The organism is Mesorhizobium sp. WSM4976 (assembly GCF_029625685.1).
Classification (GTDB): Bacteria; Pseudomonadota; Alphaproteobacteria; order Rhizobiales; family Rhizobiaceae; genus Mesorhizobium.
Genome location: NZ_JARTVT010000009.1, coordinates 224,919 through 241,581 on the forward strand (window position 1 = coordinate 224,919; position 16,663 = coordinate 241,581).

The 16,663-nt window shown below is 65.6% G+C and carries 11 protein-coding genes and 2 pseudogenes; 11 read left to right on the top strand and 2 right to left on the bottom strand.

What is annotated here, in order from left to right; all coding sequences use genetic code 11:
• The first annotated feature begins 20 nt into the window (after positions 1–20).
• The 10 genes from ahcY (at position 21) to P9272_RS13595 (ending at position 14,722) form a co-directional block, all read left to right on the top strand.
• Positions 21–1,421 carry an adenosylhomocysteinase gene (gene ahcY / locus P9272_RS13550; RefSeq protein ID WP_278160919.1) on the top strand — a complete coding sequence of 467 codons (1,401 nt, stop codon included), beginning with the start codon at positions 21–23 and terminating at the stop codon, positions 1,419–1,421.
• 190 nt (positions 1,422–1,611) lie between these two features.
• Positions 1,612–4,188 (top strand): PAS domain-containing sensor histidine kinase, encoded by a 2,577-nt coding sequence (locus P9272_RS13555; RefSeq protein WP_278160920.1) that lies wholly within the window; start codon positions 1,612–1,614, stop codon positions 4,186–4,188.
• A 10-nt stretch (positions 4,189–4,198) separates the two neighbouring features.
• On the top strand, positions 4,199–5,710 hold the full coding sequence (gene tsaE / locus P9272_RS13560; protein ID WP_278160921.1) for a tRNA (adenosine(37)-N6)-threonylcarbamoyltransferase complex ATPase subunit type 1 TsaE: 1,512 nt from the start codon (positions 4,199–4,201) through the stop codon (positions 5,708–5,710).
• A complete protein-coding gene (locus P9272_RS13565; RefSeq protein ID WP_278160922.1) occupies positions 5,707–6,483 on the top strand; it encodes a nucleotidyltransferase family protein in 777 nt (258 codons plus the stop codon). Before tsaE ends, P9272_RS13565 begins: the two co-directional genes overlap by 4 nt.
• Positions 6,484–6,543: 60 nt before the next feature.
• Positions 6,544–9,663, top strand: a complete 3,120-nt coding sequence (gene addB / locus P9272_RS13570; protein WP_278160923.1) for a double-strand break repair protein AddB — start codon at positions 6,544–6,546, stop codon at positions 9,661–9,663.
• The gene (addA, locus tag P9272_RS13575) at positions 9,660–13,172 is read left to right on the top strand and encodes a double-strand break repair helicase AddA (protein WP_278160924.1); all 3,513 of its coding nucleotides are present in this window, start codon (positions 9,660–9,662) and stop codon (positions 13,170–13,172) included. The genes addB and addA overlap by 4 nt, the downstream gene beginning before the upstream one ends.
• A 74-nt stretch (positions 13,173–13,246) precedes the next feature.
• On the top strand, positions 13,247–13,570 hold the full coding sequence (gene trxA / locus P9272_RS13580; protein WP_128258577.1) for a thioredoxin: 324 nt from the start codon (positions 13,247–13,249) through the stop codon (positions 13,568–13,570).
• Positions 13,571–13,701: 131 nt separating this feature from the next.
• On the top strand, positions 13,702–13,983 hold the full coding sequence (locus P9272_RS13585) for a cupin domain-containing protein (RefSeq protein WP_128258578.1): 282 nt from the start codon (positions 13,702–13,704) through the stop codon (positions 13,981–13,983).
• A gap of 80 nt (positions 13,984–14,063) precedes the next feature.
• Positions 14,064–14,312, top strand: coding sequence for a type II toxin-antitoxin system VapB family antitoxin (locus tag P9272_RS13590; protein ID WP_128258579.1), 249 nt, complete (start codon positions 14,064–14,066; stop codon positions 14,310–14,312).
• A complete protein-coding gene (locus P9272_RS13595; protein ID WP_278160925.1) occupies positions 14,309–14,722 on the top strand; it encodes a type II toxin-antitoxin system VapC family toxin in 414 nt (137 codons plus the stop codon). The genes P9272_RS13590 and P9272_RS13595 overlap by 4 nt, the downstream gene beginning before the upstream one ends.
• A gap of 14 nt (positions 14,723–14,736) precedes the next feature.
• Here P9272_RS13595 and P9272_RS13600 read toward each other — a convergent pair.
• Positions 14,737–14,997, bottom strand: a pseudogene (locus P9272_RS13600) (transposase); the annotation flags it as partial.
• Positions 14,998–15,072: 75 nt separating this feature from the next.
• Between P9272_RS13600 and P9272_RS13605 the strand changes: the two are divergent.
• Positions 15,073–16,089 (top strand): IS110 family transposase, encoded by a 1,017-nt coding sequence (locus P9272_RS13605; RefSeq protein WP_278160926.1) that lies wholly within the window; start codon positions 15,073–15,075, stop codon positions 16,087–16,089.
• Positions 16,090–16,350: 261 nt separating this feature from the next.
• Here P9272_RS13605 and P9272_RS13610 read toward each other — a convergent pair.
• Positions 16,351–16,663, bottom strand: a pseudogene (locus tag P9272_RS13610) (transposase); the annotation flags it as partial.

Here is a 16,663-nt window from a genome sequence, read left to right on the forward strand (position 1 = left end):
AATCACACCGGAGCACTGCCATGACGGGTAGCAAGGACTATGTGGTCGCCGACATCTCGCTTGCCGGCTGGGGCCGCAAGGAGATCGAGATCGCCGAAACCGAAATGCCGGGCCTGATGGCCTGCCGCGAGGAGTTCGGCGCCAAGAAGCCGCTCAAGGGCGCGCGCATCACCGGCTCGCTGCACATGACCATCCAGACGGCGGTGCTGATCGAGACGCTCAAGGCGCTCGGCGCCGACATCCGCTGGGCCTCCTGCAACATCTTCTCGACGCAGGACCACGCCGCCGCGGCAATCGCCGAGGCCGGCATTCCGGTGTTCGCCATCAAGGGCGAGTCGCTCGAGGATTACTGGAACTACACCGACCGCATCTTCCAGTGGACCGATGGCGGCACCTCCAACATGATCCTGGACGATGGCGGGGACGCCACCATGTACATCCTGCTCGGCGCCCGCGCCGAGGCCGGCGAGGACGTGCTGTCCAATCCCGGCAGCGAGGAGGAGGAAATCCTGTTCGCGCAGATCAACAAGCGCCTGAAGGCCTCCCCGGGCTTTTTCACCAAGCAGCGCGAAGCGATCCGCGGCGTCACCGAAGAAACCACCACCGGCGTCAACCGTCTCTATCAGTTGCAGAAGAAGGGGCTGCTGCCCTTCCCGGCGATCAACGTCAACGACTCCGTCACCAAGTCGAAATTCGACAACAAATATGGCTGCAAGGAATCGCTGGTCGACGGCATCCGCCGCGGTACCGACACGATGATGGCCGGCAAGGTCGCGGTGGTGTGCGGCTATGGCGACGTCGGTAAGGGCTCGTCGGCCTCGCTGCGCGGCGCCGGCGCCCGCGTCAAGGTCACCGAGGTCGACCCGATCTGCGCGCTGCAGGCGGCGATGGACGGCTTCGAGGTGGTGACGCTGGAGGATGCGGCACCGACCGCCGACATCGTCATCACCACCACCGGCAACAAGGATGTCGTCACGCTCGACCACATGCGGGCGATGAAGGACATGGTGATCGTCGGCAATATCGGTCACTTCGACAACGAGATCCAGGTGGCGGCGCTGCGCAACCTGAAATGGACCAATGTCAAGCCGCAGGTCGACCTGATCACTTTCCCGGACGGCAAGCGGATGATCCTCCTGTCCGAAGGACGCCTGCTCAACCTCGGCAACGCCACGGGACATCCGAGCTTCGTCATGTCGGCCTCGTTCACCAACCAGGTGCTGGCGCAGATCGAGCTTTTCACCAAGCATGGCCAGTACCAGAACCAGGTCTATGTGCTGCCCAAGCATCTCGACGAGAAGGTGGCGCGGCTGCATCTCGACAAGCTCGGCGCCAAGCTCACGGAACTCTCCGGCGAACAGGCCGCCTATATCGGCGTGACGCCGCAGGGCCCGTACAAGCCGGAACACTACCGCTATTAACCAAAGCGAAATTATCTACCAGATATTGAAGCCAGGTGGTTGACTTTCCGCCTGGCTTTATTTTTTGCGCCGATGATTCTTCACGCCGATTCCGGCAGGCGTTATTGTTGTGATTCGCGGTCCGGGGACATTTTGGGCCGGGGACGCATTCAGGGCGGTCTTGCATTCAAGCGGCGAAGAGGACCAAGACATGCCGGGGGATTACCCGCCAAGCGCGGGAAAGGCCGTTTCCGGCGGCCATAAGGATTCGAACGAAGCCGGCCGCGCCGTGAACGGCGGCGGTTGTCGCGGCCTGCGGCCGGCCTTGCTTCTTGCCACCTCGGCGCTTGCCAGCCCGCTGCTCGCGTTTGCCGCGCGCGCCGACACCAGCCTTCCGGGAAAGGCCGCGGCGCCGGTCAGCACCGTCGAGGTCATGCAGCTCGCCATGTTCGTCGGCGTCATGGGCGCGGCACTTGTCTCGGCCATCTTCCTGATCCGCGAGCGCGCGCGCACCGCCGCGCAGAATGTCCAACTCAGGGCCCGCATCGCTGACGTCAACGCGGCGCTGCAGCGTTCCGAGGCTCTGCTCAACCTGCGCGACCAGCGGCTGATCGTCTGGGCCACGGACAGCAAGAAACCCGAGCTTATCGGCAGCCTGCCATTGGAAAGCGGCGCGCCCGACGACAGGTCCGCCTTCCTCGCCTTCGGCCGCTGGCTCATGCCCCGCTCGGCGGCGGCGCTGGAACACGCGGTCGCCGCGCTGCGCGAACAGGCGAAGGCCTTCGATCTCGTCATAGAGACGCAGGCCGGCGTGCCGCTGGAAGTGCACGGCCGCAAAAGCGCGGCGCACGTCTTGGTACGCTTCGTGTCGCTGTCGGAGACATTGCGCAGCCAGGCCCGGCTGAAGATCGAGAACCAGCGGCTCAGCGCCGAATATGACACGATGGTGGGCCTGCTCGACGCGTTGAAGATGCCGGCATGGCTGCGGGCGGCAGACGGCCGCTTGCAATGGGTCAACCGTGCCTATGCCGAGGCGGTGGAGGCCGAAAGCCCGACCGCCGCCGTGCGCGACGCCAGGGAATTCCTTGGCGGCCAGGCGCGCGAGCAGATCGCCGAGCAGCACAAGACACGGCCGGTCTTCGAACAGACGCTTTCCACCGTGATCGATGGCGACCGTCGCATGTTCGCGGTCACCGACTTCGCCGGCGCCGATGGTTCGGCGGGGCTTGCCTGCGACACAAGCGCTGCCGAGACGATTCGCGCCGAATATGAGCGGACCGTGCGCAGCCATGCCGACACGCTCGACCAGCTGAACACCGCGGTGGCGATCTTCGACACCGACGAAAAGCTGCGCTTCTTCAACCAGGCTTTCCAAAAACTGTGGGGCCTCGACTCCGGCTTCCTGCTCAGCGCTCCCTCCAACACGCTGCTGCTCGACCGGCTGCGCAGCGAGGGCAGGATCGCCGAGCAGCCGGAATGGCGGCGCTGGAAGGAGAATCTGCTTAGCGCCTACCGCGCCGTCGAATCGCAGGAGCATTGGTGGCACCTGCCGGATGGCAAGACGATCCGCGTGGTGGCGAACCCGCAGCCGAAGGGCGGCGTCACCTGGGTGTTCGAGAACCTGACCGAGAAGATGGATCTCGAAAGCCGCTACCAGACCGCCGTGCGGGTGCAGGGCGAAACGCTGGACAACCTCGCCGAAGGCGTGGTCGTGTTCGGTCCGGACGGGCGGTTGCGCCTGTCCAATCCGGCCTTCGTCGCGCTGTGGGGGCTGACGGCGGAAGCGGTCAAACCCAATGTCCATGTTTCGGCCATCCGCGACCTGTGCGACCAGCGCGCCGCGAACAGCCCGTGGGGCGGCTTCGTCGCCGCGGTTACCGGCTTCGACGACGAGCGCCGCGACCGCCGCGGCCAGATCGAGCTGGTGAACGGCAACGTGCTGAGCTACGCGGTGATCCACCTGCCCAACGGGCAGGTGATGATCACCTTCGTCGACGTCACCGACACCGTCAATGTCGAGCGGGCGCTGAAGGACAGGAACGAAGCGCTGGAGAAGTCGGATCAGCTGAAGAACGAATTCGTGCAGCACGTGTCCTATGAGCTGCGCTCGCCGCTGACCAACATCATCGGCTTCACCGAGCTTCTGTCGCTGCCCGCGACCGGACCGCTGACGCCGAAGCAGCGCGAATATGTCGAGCATGTCGGCTCGTCGTCATCGGTGCTGCTCACCATCGTCAACGACATTCTCGACCTCGCCACAGTCGACGCCGGAATTATGCAGCTCGACATTTCCGAGATGAACATCGACCGTACGATCGCCGCGGCCGCCGAACTGGTCGCCGACCGGCTGGATGAGCACCGGATCAAGCTCGCGATCGACGCGGCGAAGGCGCCGGCGAGCTTCCACGGCGACGAGACACGCATCCGCCAGATCCTCTACAACCTGCTCAGCAACGCGGCGAACTACGCGCCGGAGGCAAGCACGATCACATTGGCCTGCCGGCGGCTGGCCGAAAGCGTCGAGTTCTCGGTGCATGACGACGGCCCCGGCATGCCGCCGGATGTGCTGGAATCGGTCTTCCGCCGCTTCGAGCCGCGCGCCAATGGCGGGCGGCGGCGCGGCGCCGGGCTTGGGCTCTCGATCGTCAAGAGCTTCGTCGAGCTGCATGGCGGAACCGTGCGCATCGAGACCGGTCAGGACAGGGGCACCACGGTGATCTGCACCTTCCCGGACAAGCCTTCCGGAATCCCGGATACGCCCGCGGGCATCCGCGACGCGGCCGAGTAGCGCAACCTATATGACAGGGATGGTGCTTGAGCGTTTTCTCGCCGACGAGGCGGCAACGGCAAGGTTTGGCGAGGATCTCGCCATGGCGTTGCGCGCCGGCGATGCGATCGCGCTGAAAGGTGATCTTGGCGCCGGCAAGTCGACGCTGGCCCGCGCCTTGATCCGGGCACTGGCCGACGATACCGGTCTCGAGGTGCCGAGCCCGACCTTCACGCTGGTGCAGAGCTATGAGACGCGCGTTCCGGTGCATCATTTCGACCTCTACCGGCTGTCGGCGCCGGAGGAACTCGACGAGCTCGGCCTCGACGATGCGCTCAGCCAAGGCGCGGCGCTGATCGAATGGCCGGAACGGGCCGGAGACCGATTGCCGGAAAACGCGCTGTGGGTCGATCTCGCGGAACATGGCGAGGGCCGCGTGGCGAGATTGTCGGGACAGGGACCGGCCTATGATCGCCTGGCGCGGTCACTGGCGATGCGCGATTTCCTGGCATCCGCCGGATGGGGCGAGGCCAGCCGCCGCCACTTCGTCGGCGACGCTTCCGCCCGCTCCTATGAAATCGTCTCGCTGCCTGGCGAGCCGCCGCGCGTGCTGATGAACTCGCCGCGCCTCGTGCTCGGCCCGCCGGTGCGCGACGGCAAGCCTTACGCGGTGATCGCCCATACGGCGCAATCCGTCGCCGCCTTCGTCGCCGTCGACAAGGCGCTGCTCGCGAACGGGGTCAGCGTGCCGGTGATCCATGCCCAGGACCTCGACCAGGGTTTTCTGCTCCTCGAGCATCTCGGTTCGGAAGGCTTTTTGAGCGGCGACGGCCAGCCCATCGCCGAACGATACGAAGCGGCGGCGGAGCTGCTTGCCATGATGCATGGAAAGGCCTGGCCCACGCGCATGGAGGCGGCGCCGGGCGTGGTCCACGGCGTGCCACCTTTCGATCGGGACGCCATGCTGATCGAGGCCGAGCTTCTGGTCGACTGGTATGTGCCCTGGATCGCCGGCGGGCCGGCTAGCGACGCCTTGCGGGCCGGCTATCAGAAGGAATGGACCGCGGTGCTCGACCGCCTCGCGGGCAGCGAATACACGCTGATGCTGCGCGACTTCCATTCGCCCAACATCATCTGGCGGGCTGAGCGATCCGGGCTCGACCGGCTCGGTATCGTCGACGTCCAGGACGCGCTGATCGGACCGGCCGCCTATGACGTCGCCTCCTTGGCCATGGATGCGCGCGTCACCGTCTCGCCGGAGATCGAGCGGCGGACGGTCGCCGCCTATGTCGCGGCGCGGCACGCCGCCGGCGCCTTCGACGAGGCCGGCTTCGCCGAGGCCTATGCGATCATGGCGGCACAGCGCAATTCGAAGATCCTCGGCATCTTCGTGCGGCTCGAAAAGCGCGACGGCAAGCCTTACTATCTGAAGCACCTGCCGCGTATCCGCGATTATCTGAGGCGGGCGCTGGCGCATCCGGGGCTGGCCGGCTTGAAGGAATTCTACATGGCCCACGGCCTGCTCGAGGAACGGGTCCCATGAAGGCCCCAACCACGACGCCGAAGACCGCGATGGTGCTGGCGGCTGGGCTCGGCAAGCGCATGCGGCCGATCACCGACACGATGCCGAAGCCGCTGGTGAAGATCGCCGGCAAGAGCTTGCTCGACTGGGGGCTGGACAGCCTGCAGGCCGCCGGCATCACCAAGGCGGTGGTCAATGTGCACTATCTGCCCGAGCAGATCGTCGCCCATGTCGCTGGACGCAGAGCGCCGAAGATCGTCATCTCCGACGAGCGCCAGGCGCTGCTGGATTCGGCGGGCGGCATCGTCAAGGCGCTGCCGCTGCTCGGCAGCGAGCCCTTCTACATCATCAACGCCGACACCTTCTGGATCGACAGCGGCAAGCCCAGTCTCGACCGTCTCGCCCTTGCATGGGACGCTACGAGAATGGATATTCTGCTGATGCTTACCGATCTCGACTCAGCGACCGGGCACTGCGTCGGCACCGACTTCCTGGTGGCGCCGGACGGAGCGCTCACGCGCTCTAAGGGCGATCCGGCGGGCCTTATCTATGCCGGCGCCGCCATCATCCATCCGCGCATCTTCAAGGATGCTCCCACAGGCTCACATTCGCTCAACGTCTATTTCGACAAGGCGATCGCCGCCGGGCGCCTTTTCGGCATGAAGATGCACGGACGCTGGATCACCGTCGGCACGCCCGACGCCATTCCCGCCGCCGAAGCAGCCGTGGCCGGCGCGCTCGCATCCGCATCGGCCCGAAAATCGGTTCCGATTTTCGGAAAGCACGATGCGTAGAGTCAAAGGGTTAGATCGTCCTTTGTGCGCCCAAACGGGCGCACGGCGATCTAATGCGGTATGAGCGGCGCGCGCCGCGTCCTTTCCATCCCGCCCGGAGCGCCGTTCCTGCCGACGCTGGCGGAGGCGTTGCTCGACGGGCGGCTGATTCCCGGCTTCCGTTTCGACGGCGAGCCGCTGGCCCTCGCCGACGCCACCATCTATGTGCCGACGCGACGCGCGGCCCGCGCCTTGCGCGGCGCCTTCGTCGACATTCTCGGTCAACGCTCGGCCATCCTGCCGACGGTGCGGCCGCTCGGCGAGTTCGACGAGGACGAGGCGGCCTTCGACGCCGAAGCGGCGCCGGCGATAGACCTCGCGCCGCCGATCGCCGCGCAGGAGCGGTTGTTGTTGCTGGCGCCGCTGGTGCGCGCCTGGAAGGAAAGCCTACCGGCACATGTCAGAGCGCGATTCAACGAGGAATTCGTCGTGCCGACCTCGGCCGCCGACGCCATCTGGCTGGCGCGCGACCTTGCCCGGCTGATGGACGAGATCGAGACCGAGGGCACGGACTGGGCGAAGCTCGCGACACTGGTCACCGGCAACCTCGCCGGCTGGTGGCAGGTGACGCTCGATTTCCTCGGCATCGTCACCGACAACTGGCCGGAACTGCTGAAGGAGCGCGACCGCTCCAACCCCGCCGCGCATCGCAGCGCGCTGATCCGGCTGGAGGCGGCGCGGCTGAAACGGAATCCGCCGGCCGGCCCGGTGATCGCCGCCGGGTCGACCGGCTCCATTCCCGCCACGGCGGAACTGCTTGGCGTGATCGCCGGACTGCCCAACGGCGCCGTTGTGCTGCCCGGGCTCGACCGCGAGTTGGACGACGCATCCTTCGCGGCGATCACGGCGCCGGGCGCGCGTCCGGCGACGCTCGGTCACCCGCAATACGGCCTCGCCAAGCTGATCGGCGGCATCGGCATTCCGCGCCGCGATGTCGAGGAGGTCGTCGCCGCGACGCTGCCGCTTGCGCTGCGCGCGGCCCTTGTCGGCGAAGCGCTGCGGCCGGCCGAAACCACCGAATACTGGACCGAGACGCGGCCGCGCTTCACGGCAGGCGATGTCGATCAGGCGCTTGCCGGCGTGACTCTTGTGGAGGCGGCGAACGAACGCGACGAGGCAGCGGCGATCGCCATCGCGCTCAAGCGCGCGGTGGAAGCTCCGGGCAAGCGTGCGGCGCTCGTCACTGGCGACCGCGCGCTGGCGCGGCGAGTTTCGGCCGAACTCCTGCGTTTCGGCGTCGTTGCAGACGATTCCGGCGGCGCGCCACTTATCAACACACCGGCCGCCAGCCTGCTCAGGCTCGCGTTGAGCGCCGCCTTCCGGCCCGGCGACCCGGTAGGTCTTCTGTCCTTGCTCAAGCATCCGCTGCTCGGGCTCGGCCTCGAACGCCAGAGCGTGCGCAAGGCCGCCGAGCTGGTCGAGCTGGTCGCCTTACGGGGAGGCACGGGCCGGCCCGACGTCGCGTCGGTCGACGCGCTTTTCGAGACGCGGCTCGCGGAGCTCAGCGGCGACACTAGGCAGCCTTTCTGGTTTTCACGGCTGACCGTGCGTGGCATCGAGCAGGCGCACGGCATGCTTGGCCACCTTACCAAGGCGCTCTCGCCGCTCGCCGCTATGCGGGGCGAGAAGGACGCCGACATCGCGAAGCTGACACGAGCAAGCGTCGTCGCGCTGGAGGATCTGGGCCGCGCGGCCGACGGCAGCCTCGCTGAGCTCTATGCCGGCGACGCCGGCGAAAAACTCGCCGAGCTGCTGCGCGGACTGGTGGCGGCATCCTCGCCCTTCACCTTCGCCGCTTCGGAATGGCCCGACGTGATGGAAGCGCTCATCGCGCCGGAGACGGTGAAGCCGGCGCAAGGCACCGACCGCAACATCCCCATCTGGGGCGCGCTGGAAGCCCGCTTGCAGGATGTCGACACGCTGGTCATCGGTGGGCTCAACGAAGGGGTGTGGCCGCGCAAGCCCGAGAGGGATCGCTTCATGTCGCGGTTGATGAAGACCGGCATCGACCTCAAGCCGCCGGAGCGGCGCATCGGCCTTGCCGCGCATGATTTCCAGATGGCGATGGGCGCGAAAGAGGTCGTGCTGACGCGGTCGGCGCGCTCCGGCGACGCGCCGGCGGTGCCATCGCGCTGGCTGCAGCGCATCTTGACCTTCATCGGCAAGGAGCCGGCGGCGGCCCTTCGCGCGCGCGGCGACGTGGTGCTCGGCTGGGCGCGGGCGCTCGATGCCGGCGAGAAGAAGGATTTTGCTCCCCGCCCGCAGCCCAAGCCGCCGCTCAGCATGCGCCCGCTGCATTTCTCGGTCACCGAGATCGAGACTTTGCGCCGCGACCCCTATGCGGTCTATGCGCGGCGCATCCTCAACCTGATGCCGCTCGAGCCTTTGATCCGCGATCCGGGCGCCGCCGAGCGCGGCACGCTATTCCACGAGATCCTGCATCTGTTCTCGCGGCGGGTAGAGGATCCAAGGGCGCCAAACGCGCTGTCGAGCCTCATCGAAGCCGGGCGTCTCTGCTTTGCCGAGGCAAAGCTTCCGTCCGATATCGAGGCTGTCTGGTGGCCGCGTTTCGAAAAGCTCGCCGAGAACGTCATCGAATGGGAGGCTGGCCGCGCCGATGCGGTCGCGAGGCGCTATGCAGAGGAACGCGCCGAGAAGACGGTGGTCGGGCGCACCGGCGTGACGCTGTCGGGCTATGCCGACCGCGTCGACCTGCTAGCCGGCGGCATGGCCGACATACTCGATTACAAGACCGGCTCCTCGCCCTCGAAAGCGCAGGCGCACACGCTTCTGTCGCCGCAGCTCGCGCTGGAGGGCGCGCTGCTCAGGCGCGGCGCCTTCAGGGAACTGGGCATCCGCGAGCCCTCGCAGCTTGCCTTTGTACGGCTGAAACCGAATGGCGAGGTGTTCGAGGAATCGATCCTGGAATATAACCGCAAGCCCCGCACCGCCAATGATCTCTCCGAGGAAGCTTGGGCGCGGCTGGAGCGGCTGCTTTTCCACTATGCCGATCCGACCACCGGCTATCTGTCGCGCGCCCTTCCCTTCCGCGAGGGCGAGGCTGGTGGCGACTACGATCTTCTGGCGCGCGTGCTGGAATGGTCGGCGGGCGGCGCCAGCGAAGACGAGGCGGAAGGATGAAATATCCGATCCCCTCCGATACCGCAGCCAGCCAGGCGCGCGCCTCGGATCCCGCCTATTCCGCCTGGGTGTCGGCCAATGCCGGCTCCGGCAAGACGCATGTCTTGGCGCAGCGCGTCATCCGGCTCCTGCTCAACGGCACCGATCCGTCGAAGATCCTGTGCCTCACCTACACGCGGGCTGCCGCCGCGAACATGTCGAACCGCGTGTTCTCGACGCTCTCGGAATGGACGGCGCTGCCCGATGCGGAGCTGGCGATCAGGATCGCGGCGCTGGACGGCCGCGGCGCGGACCGAGACACGATGCGGCGGGCGCGGCGCCTATTTGCCGAGGCGCTAGAGACGCCGGGCGGGCTGAAGATCCAGACCATCCACGCCTTCTGTGAATCCGTGCTGCACCAGTTCCCGCTCGAGGCCAACATCCCGGCGCATTTCGAGATGCTCGATCCGCAGATGGAGGCCTCGCTGTTTGCAGATGCCCGCCGCGACATGATCTCGGGGGCAGGCGCCGGCGTCGAAGACCTGGCGGAAGCCTTCGCAACCGTGCTGGAGCGCGGCGGCGAATTCGGTCTCGATACGTTGCTTGGCGAGATCGTCGGCAAGCGCGACGAGCTGCGCGATTTCATCGCCAAGCTCGGCAGGGATCGGGATTTCCGGCCGTTGTTCGCGGAGTTCGGCTTTAAGTCCGGACAGACGGCCGAGGGCATCGCCGCGTCGCTCTGGCCGCTGCCCGGCTTCGATCGCGGCCAGTTCGCCGAATTCGCACAGGCCGCCGAAGCCGCCGACGCGCGGCAGGTGCTGAACAATGTGATCCCCTATGCGCGAGGCGCATTCGCCGAGGCCGATCCGATCCGGCGGCTGCGGCTGCTGGCAAAGGCCTTTCTCAAGGCCGACGGCGATCCCTATGAGCCGCCCAAGATCTTCAAGAAGGCGCTGGTCGACCGGCTGCCGGATTTGCCGGAACGCTATTTGGCGACCGCCAAGGCGATCCTCGACGTGTCGGACCGGCTGGCGCTGTTCCGCATGCTGGAGGGCACAGCGGCGGCGCTCACCGTCGCCGGCTGGCTGATCGCGCGCTACGAGCAATTGAAGCGCGGGCGAGGCTTCCTCGACTTCAACGACCTCATCACCCGCACCGTGAGCCTCTTGTCGCGGCCCGATGCGGGACCATGGGTGCAGTTCAAGCTCGACCAGGGCATCGACCATATCCTGCTCGATGAGGCGCAGGACACCAGCCCCGACCAGTGGGAGGTGGTGAAGAAGCTGACGGAAGAGTTCTTCGCCGGGCTGGGCCAGCGCGAAGCGGTCACGCGCACGATCTTTGCCGTGGGCGACGAAAAGCAGTCGATCTACTCCTTCCAAGGCGCGGCGCCCGATTCCTTTGCCGAAAGCCGGCAGTTGTTCGCCGGGCGCGTGCGCGACGCCGAAGCCGCCTTCGCCAATCTCAAGCTCACCTGGTCGTTCCGGTCGAGCGACGACGTTCTGGCCGCGGTCGACCGGGTCTTCGCCGAACCGGGCGTGCGGCGCGGCATCAGCCACGATCCAGACCCTTTGAGCCACAAGGCGATCCGCAATGACGCGCCGGGCTATGTTGAGGTGTGGCCTTCGATCGGCGCCGAAATGGTCGAGGAGCCGGACGACTGGACCTTGCCGGTCAACCATGCCAGCGCGCCTGCGGTACGGGTGGCCGAGCATGTTGCCACGACCATCCAGAACTGGCTGCGCAATGGCGAGGTCATCGAAGGCAAGGGCAGGAAACTGACCGCCGGCGATATCCTCGTCCTGGTGCGCAAGCGCGACCGCTTCGTCCATGCGCTGTCGCGCAGCCTGAAGAACCGGCAGATCCCGGTCGCTGGTGCCGATCGGCTGAGCCTGCCCGGCCATATCGCCGTGCAGGACCTGATCGCGCTCGGGCATTTCCTGGTCCAGCCGGAAGACGATCTCTCCCTGGCCGCCGTGCTGCGCAGCCCGATCTTCGAGGTCTCCGAGGAGACGTTGCTGATGCTTGCCGGCCACAGGCCGACGGGCCAGTCGCTGATTGCCTCGCTCAGACAACATGCTGCCGAAGATGTTTCCCTCGCCGCTGTCGTTAGCCGGCTGGACGGCTGGGCAAACGAGGTCGCGTTCGAGCCCGTGTTCGAATTTTATGCGGCGGTCCTGGCGCGCGACGGGCTGCGCCGCAAGATGACGGCGCGGCTAGGACCCGAAGCCGGCGACATCCTTGATGAATTCCTGAGTTTTTGCCTGGCCGAGGAACGGACCGGACTGCCGGGCCTGGAATCCTTCCTGTCGACGCTGGAAAATGCCGGCCCAGAAATCAAGCGCGAGATGGACCAGACGCGCGACGAGGTCCGCGTCATGACCGTTCATGCCGCCAAGGGCCTGGAGGCGCCAGTGGTCTTCCTGGTGGATGGCGGCTCGGCGCCATTCAGCGACCAGCATCTGCCACGGCTGATGCCGTTCCAAAGCTCGGGGACGCAATGGAAAGGCAAGGGCTATCTGTGGCGCTCGGCCAGCGATGTCGCCAATGGCGTCTCGAAGGCGGCCTCGGTCCGGGCGCGCGAACTGGCGGACGACGAATACCGGCGGCTGCTCTATGTCGGCATGACTCGCGCCGAGGACCGGCTGGTCGTCTGCGGCTATCACGGCAAGCGGCAGCCCAGCACCGGCACCTGGCATTCGATCGTCAGTCGCGCGCTGGTGGGCGCGCCCGAGAGTTCCGAGCGGCGTCATCCGGCCACGGCCGAGGTGGCGGTGCATCGCTTCCACATGACGAAATTGCCGCCGGTGGCGCTGGCTGAGGGCGAAATTGAGCATTCAATCGGGCATGCCGCCCCGCTGCCTGGCGCCCTGTTCCAGCCGTTGCCGCCCTATGAGGAACTGCCGCGGCCGCTTTCGCCCTCCGGCGCTTCGGCGCTGATCGAGGAAGCGAAAGAAGCTCTGCCCGACACACGCTCGCCGGTGCTCGATACCGCCGCAGAGCCCGGCTTCGCGGTGGTGCGCGGCCTTGCCCTGCACAAATTGCTGCAGATGCTGCCCGCCATCGCGGAGGATGAAAGGCGGAGCGCGGCCGAGCGCTACCTGGCGCGCGCCGGCGCCGACTGGCCGGATGGTGAGCGCGACAGGTCGCTGGACGCCGTGCTGTCGATCCTGTCCGACAGCCGCTTCGGCGCGCTGTTCTCGCCTTCTTCGCGCGCGGAAGTCGCGATCATGGGCAGCCTGGAGGTGAAGGGCAGACTGCGTTCAATCTCCGGCAAGATAGACCGGCTGGCGGTCACGCCGGAGAAGGTTTCGATCGTCGACTACAAGACCAACCGGCCGGCGCCGACGACCCTGGCCGAAGTGCCGCCGGCCTATGTGCTGCAGCTGGCGCTCTATCGCGCGCTGCTTGAGCCGCTCTATACGGGGCGCGAGGTGACGGCGGCGCTGCTGTTCACCGAGGCACCGCGCCTGATCGAGCTGCCCGCGGCTGCCATGGACGACGCCCTTGCCCGACTCACGGGAGCGTGACACAAGAACTGCTTGAACATCGCCGCCACAGCCACCACATTTGGTGCAACCCGAGTTTTCGAAAGGATTTCAGCATGGCCACCGTCAAGGTCGACAATGGCAATTTCCAGGCCGATGTGCTCAACGCCAAGGAGCCGGTCGTGGTGGATTTCTGGGCCGAGTGGTGCGGCCCGTGCAAGATGATCGGCCCGTCTCTGGAAGAGATCGCCAGGGAGCTCGGCTCGAAGGTTAAGGTCGCCAAGCTCAACATTGACGAGAATCCCGAGCTCGCCGCTCAGTATGGCGTGCGCTCGATCCCGACGCTGATGATCTTCAAGGGCGGCGAAGTGGCAGACATGAAGGTGGGCGCCGCGCCGAAGACGGCGCTGTCGCACTGGATCAACGGCGCCATCGCCTGAGTCAATTCGGATATCCAAGGGTCAAGCCCGGCCATCGCGCCGGGCTTTTTCTTTGGCGCCATCGCTCATGGCGCCCTGGCTCTGACGTGCGCGCCCGCCATCTTCTCTTCTACAAGAAACGGGAGAGCGCCATGACCGGGACAGCCAAGGCCACAGTTCACGTCGACAATGAGCGCGTGATCGTAACCGAGTACCGTTTCGCGCCAGGCGCCAACACCGGCTGGCATCGCCATGGCCACGACTATGTCGTCGTGCCGCTGATGGACGGCAAGGTGAAGCTGGTGACCAAGGAGGGCGAAGCCTTCGCAGAGATGAAGAAGGGAGCGCCTTATTTTCGCAAGGAAGGCGTCGAGCACGACGTCATCAATGCCAATGACGGCGAGTACGCGTTTATCGAGATCGAGTTGAAATAGGCGAGCTGGCTGGCCATCATTTGCCATCTTGATGGCACATTTTGATAGGCATATGTTATCTTTGTCAAGCGGAGGTTGATATGGCCGAACCACAGCTCTCGGTCCGTAGCGCAAAAGCACGGGACCTTGCTCATCGACTTGCTCGTCGCGAAAATCGCTCAATAGCGGATGTCGTCGAACGCGCGCTTGAGTCCTATGAGATTCGTGAAGCGGGGCGCGAACCCGCATCCACCTTCTATGCTCGTCTGTCGGCAAGCAGCGGCACCGACATCGATCTGGAGAAAGTGATCCGCGAAGATCGCCAAGTGCATAGCGGGCCAGAGCTTTGATTTTCGTCGACACCAATGTGATTTCGGAGACCCTTAAGAAGGTACCCAACCCAGCCGTGCTGGCCTGGCTTGTCCGGAACGACGCGGAGCTCGCTCTTCCCACAGTCGCGATCGGTGAAATCGCTTTCGGCATTCAAAAGATACGACCTGATGAGCGCGCCAACCGCTTGGAGCAAGGGCTTTCCCAGTGGCGCCATCGCTTTGCCGACCGCATCTTTGGCCTGACGGAAGAGGCTGCCTTGGCTTACGGCGAGATCATGGGAACGGCCAAGCGCCAAGGCCTAAGCATGTCCGCTCCCGACGGCATGATTGCAGCGATCGCTCGCATCAACGGTGGTCGGCTGGCAACACGCAATTCGAGCGACTTCAGCTCCGCTGGCCTTGATCTGATCTCACCGTGGGATTTCTGAGGCGCTAGAGTCTTTCACTTTTTGACGGAAGCGTATCCGGCGTTTGCGAAGTAGTTGTTGCATTCGGCTGCCTCGATGGTTTCGACGAGGTGGCCGATGTGGCGCCAAGTATCCTCGACGGTGCGTTTCTGCGCCTGACGCATCCAGTGTTTGATCTTTGCGAAGGCCTGCTCGATCGGGTTGAGGTCTGGTGAGTAGGGCGGCAGGTACCAGAGCCTGGCGCCAGCGGCCTTGATCGCTTGCCTGATGGCCGCCGACTTATGACTTCCAAGATTGATGGGGTGGACGCCCCCTCACGGCATCGCTGTGCCAAAGTGGTGTCGTTGATCATCACTTGAACGGAGGCGTCCATGTTGGAAGTTAGCACAATCGGGTTGGATCTGGCGAAGAACGTGTTCCAGATGCACGGCGCGGATGGATCGGGAGCCGTGGCCTTCCGCAAGAAACTGCGTCGTGACCAGGTGCTCAAGTTTCTTGCCGCGCAGCCTGCTTGCACGGTGGCCATGGAGGCCTGCGCCGGCGGTCATTACTGGGCGCGGGAGATTGCGAAGCTTGGGCACGATGCCCGGCTAATCGCTCCGGGATATGTGAAGCCTTTCGTGAAGCGGCAGAAGAACGATGCCGCTGACGCTGAGGCGATCTGCGAAGCAGCTCAGAGGCCTACCATGCGGTTCGTAGCGGCAAAGAGCGAAGAGCAGCAGGCCGCGGCAATGGTGTTCCGCGTCCGCGATCTTATGGTTCGTCAGCGGACCCAGACCATCAATGCGATACGGGGCCATCTTGCCGAATTCGGACTCGTGGCTGCACAGGGTCTCTTCCATGCCGCCAAGCTTGTCGCGGCGATTGAGGACAAAGGTACCGCCATCCCCGAAGCTGCCCGTCCGATCCTGTCTCTGCTCGTTGCACAGCTGCGGGCGCTGGACGAGAGATTGGCCGTGCTCGACCGCGAGATCGCCCGGCGTGCCAAGGAGGATGCCGAAGCCAGGCGATTAATGACTATTCCCGGCATAGGGCCGATCACCGCGACGGCACTTGCTGCTCTGGCTCCATCGGCGACAACCTTCAAGAGGGGGCGGGACTTCGCGGCCTGGCTCGGCCTCACGCCGCTGCAACGCTCCTCAGGCGGCAAGCAGAAGCTCGGCGAGACGTCCCGGATGGGTGAACGAACTCTGCGACGGCTGCTGATCATCGGGGCGAGCGCCGCCGTGCGCTGGGCCATGCGGAAGGGATCGACGGGGGATCCTTGGCTCTCGCGGATGCTTGAGCGCAAGCCGCCCATGCTGGTGATCGTCGCACTGGCCAACAAGACGGCGCGCATCGCGTGGGCGTTGATGGCGAAAGGGGGAACTTATAGGGCCCGGCGGTAGCGGGATAATATCGCTGCTGGGCTTGAAGGTGTGAGAAGGTCCAAAGGAGAGTATGGCGCCACGGTCAACGAGACGGGATCGGGAAAACCAGATCATGGATACGCGCCTTGAGCGCGCCAGATTGTTTTGGACCCGCTCCGCGAACTCCCATACAGGCCCGCGGCATGTGACAGCCGCAACAGAGGCCGGACACATGTCAGCACCGACCACGCTCCGTGCTCTTCGAAAGATTCTCTTGCACCAACGGGGGCGTCCACACATGTCCATGACGACAATGTCGCCGGGCTTCAGCACGGTGATGAGCTGCTGCTCGACGTAGGCGCGGAAGCATTGGCCGTTGATCGGTCCGTCGAAGACGCAAGGCGCCGCGAGCCGATCGCAGCGCAGCGCGCCGAGGAAGGTCAGTGTGCGCCAGTGGCCATGTGGAGCCAGGCCCCGCAGCCGCTTGCCCTTCGGCCCCCAACCGCGCAGCGGAGCCATGTTGGTCTTGATCCAGGTCTCGTCGATGAAGACCAGGCATTGGGGATCGAGGCCGGCCTGCCAGGATCGCCATCGCTGGCGCCTGCGAGCAATA

What these genes read in the sequence shown, in the direction of transcription:
- addA (WP_278160924.1), top strand. Translation starts at nt 9,660, where the DNA reads ATGAAATATCCGATCCCCTCCGATACCGCAGCCAGCCAGGCGCGCGCC.
- P9272_RS13555 (WP_278160920.1), top strand. Translation starts at nt 1,612, where the DNA reads ATGCCGGGGGATTACCCGCCAAGCGCGGGAAAGGCCGTTTCCGGCGGC.
- P9272_RS13590 (WP_128258579.1), top strand. Translation starts at nt 14,064, where the DNA reads ATGGCCGAACCACAGCTCTCGGTCCGTAGCGCAAAAGCACGGGACCTT.
- trxA (WP_128258577.1), top strand. Translation starts at nt 13,247, where the DNA reads ATGGCCACCGTCAAGGTCGACAATGGCAATTTCCAGGCCGATGTGCTC.
- ahcY (WP_278160919.1), top strand. Translation starts at nt 21, where the DNA reads ATGACGGGTAGCAAGGACTATGTGGTCGCCGACATCTCGCTTGCCGGC.
- addB (WP_278160923.1), top strand. Translation starts at nt 6,544, where the DNA reads ATGAGCGGCGCGCGCCGCGTCCTTTCCATCCCGCCCGGAGCGCCGTTC.
- P9272_RS13585 (WP_128258578.1), top strand. Translation starts at nt 13,702, where the DNA reads ATGACCGGGACAGCCAAGGCCACAGTTCACGTCGACAATGAGCGCGTG.
- P9272_RS13605 (WP_278160926.1), top strand. Translation starts at nt 15,073, where the DNA reads ATGTTGGAAGTTAGCACAATCGGGTTGGATCTGGCGAAGAACGTGTTC.
- tsaE (WP_278160921.1), top strand. Translation starts at nt 4,199, where the DNA reads ATGACAGGGATGGTGCTTGAGCGTTTTCTCGCCGACGAGGCGGCAACG.
- P9272_RS13565 (WP_278160922.1), top strand. Translation starts at nt 5,707, where the DNA reads ATGAAGGCCCCAACCACGACGCCGAAGACCGCGATGGTGCTGGCGGCT.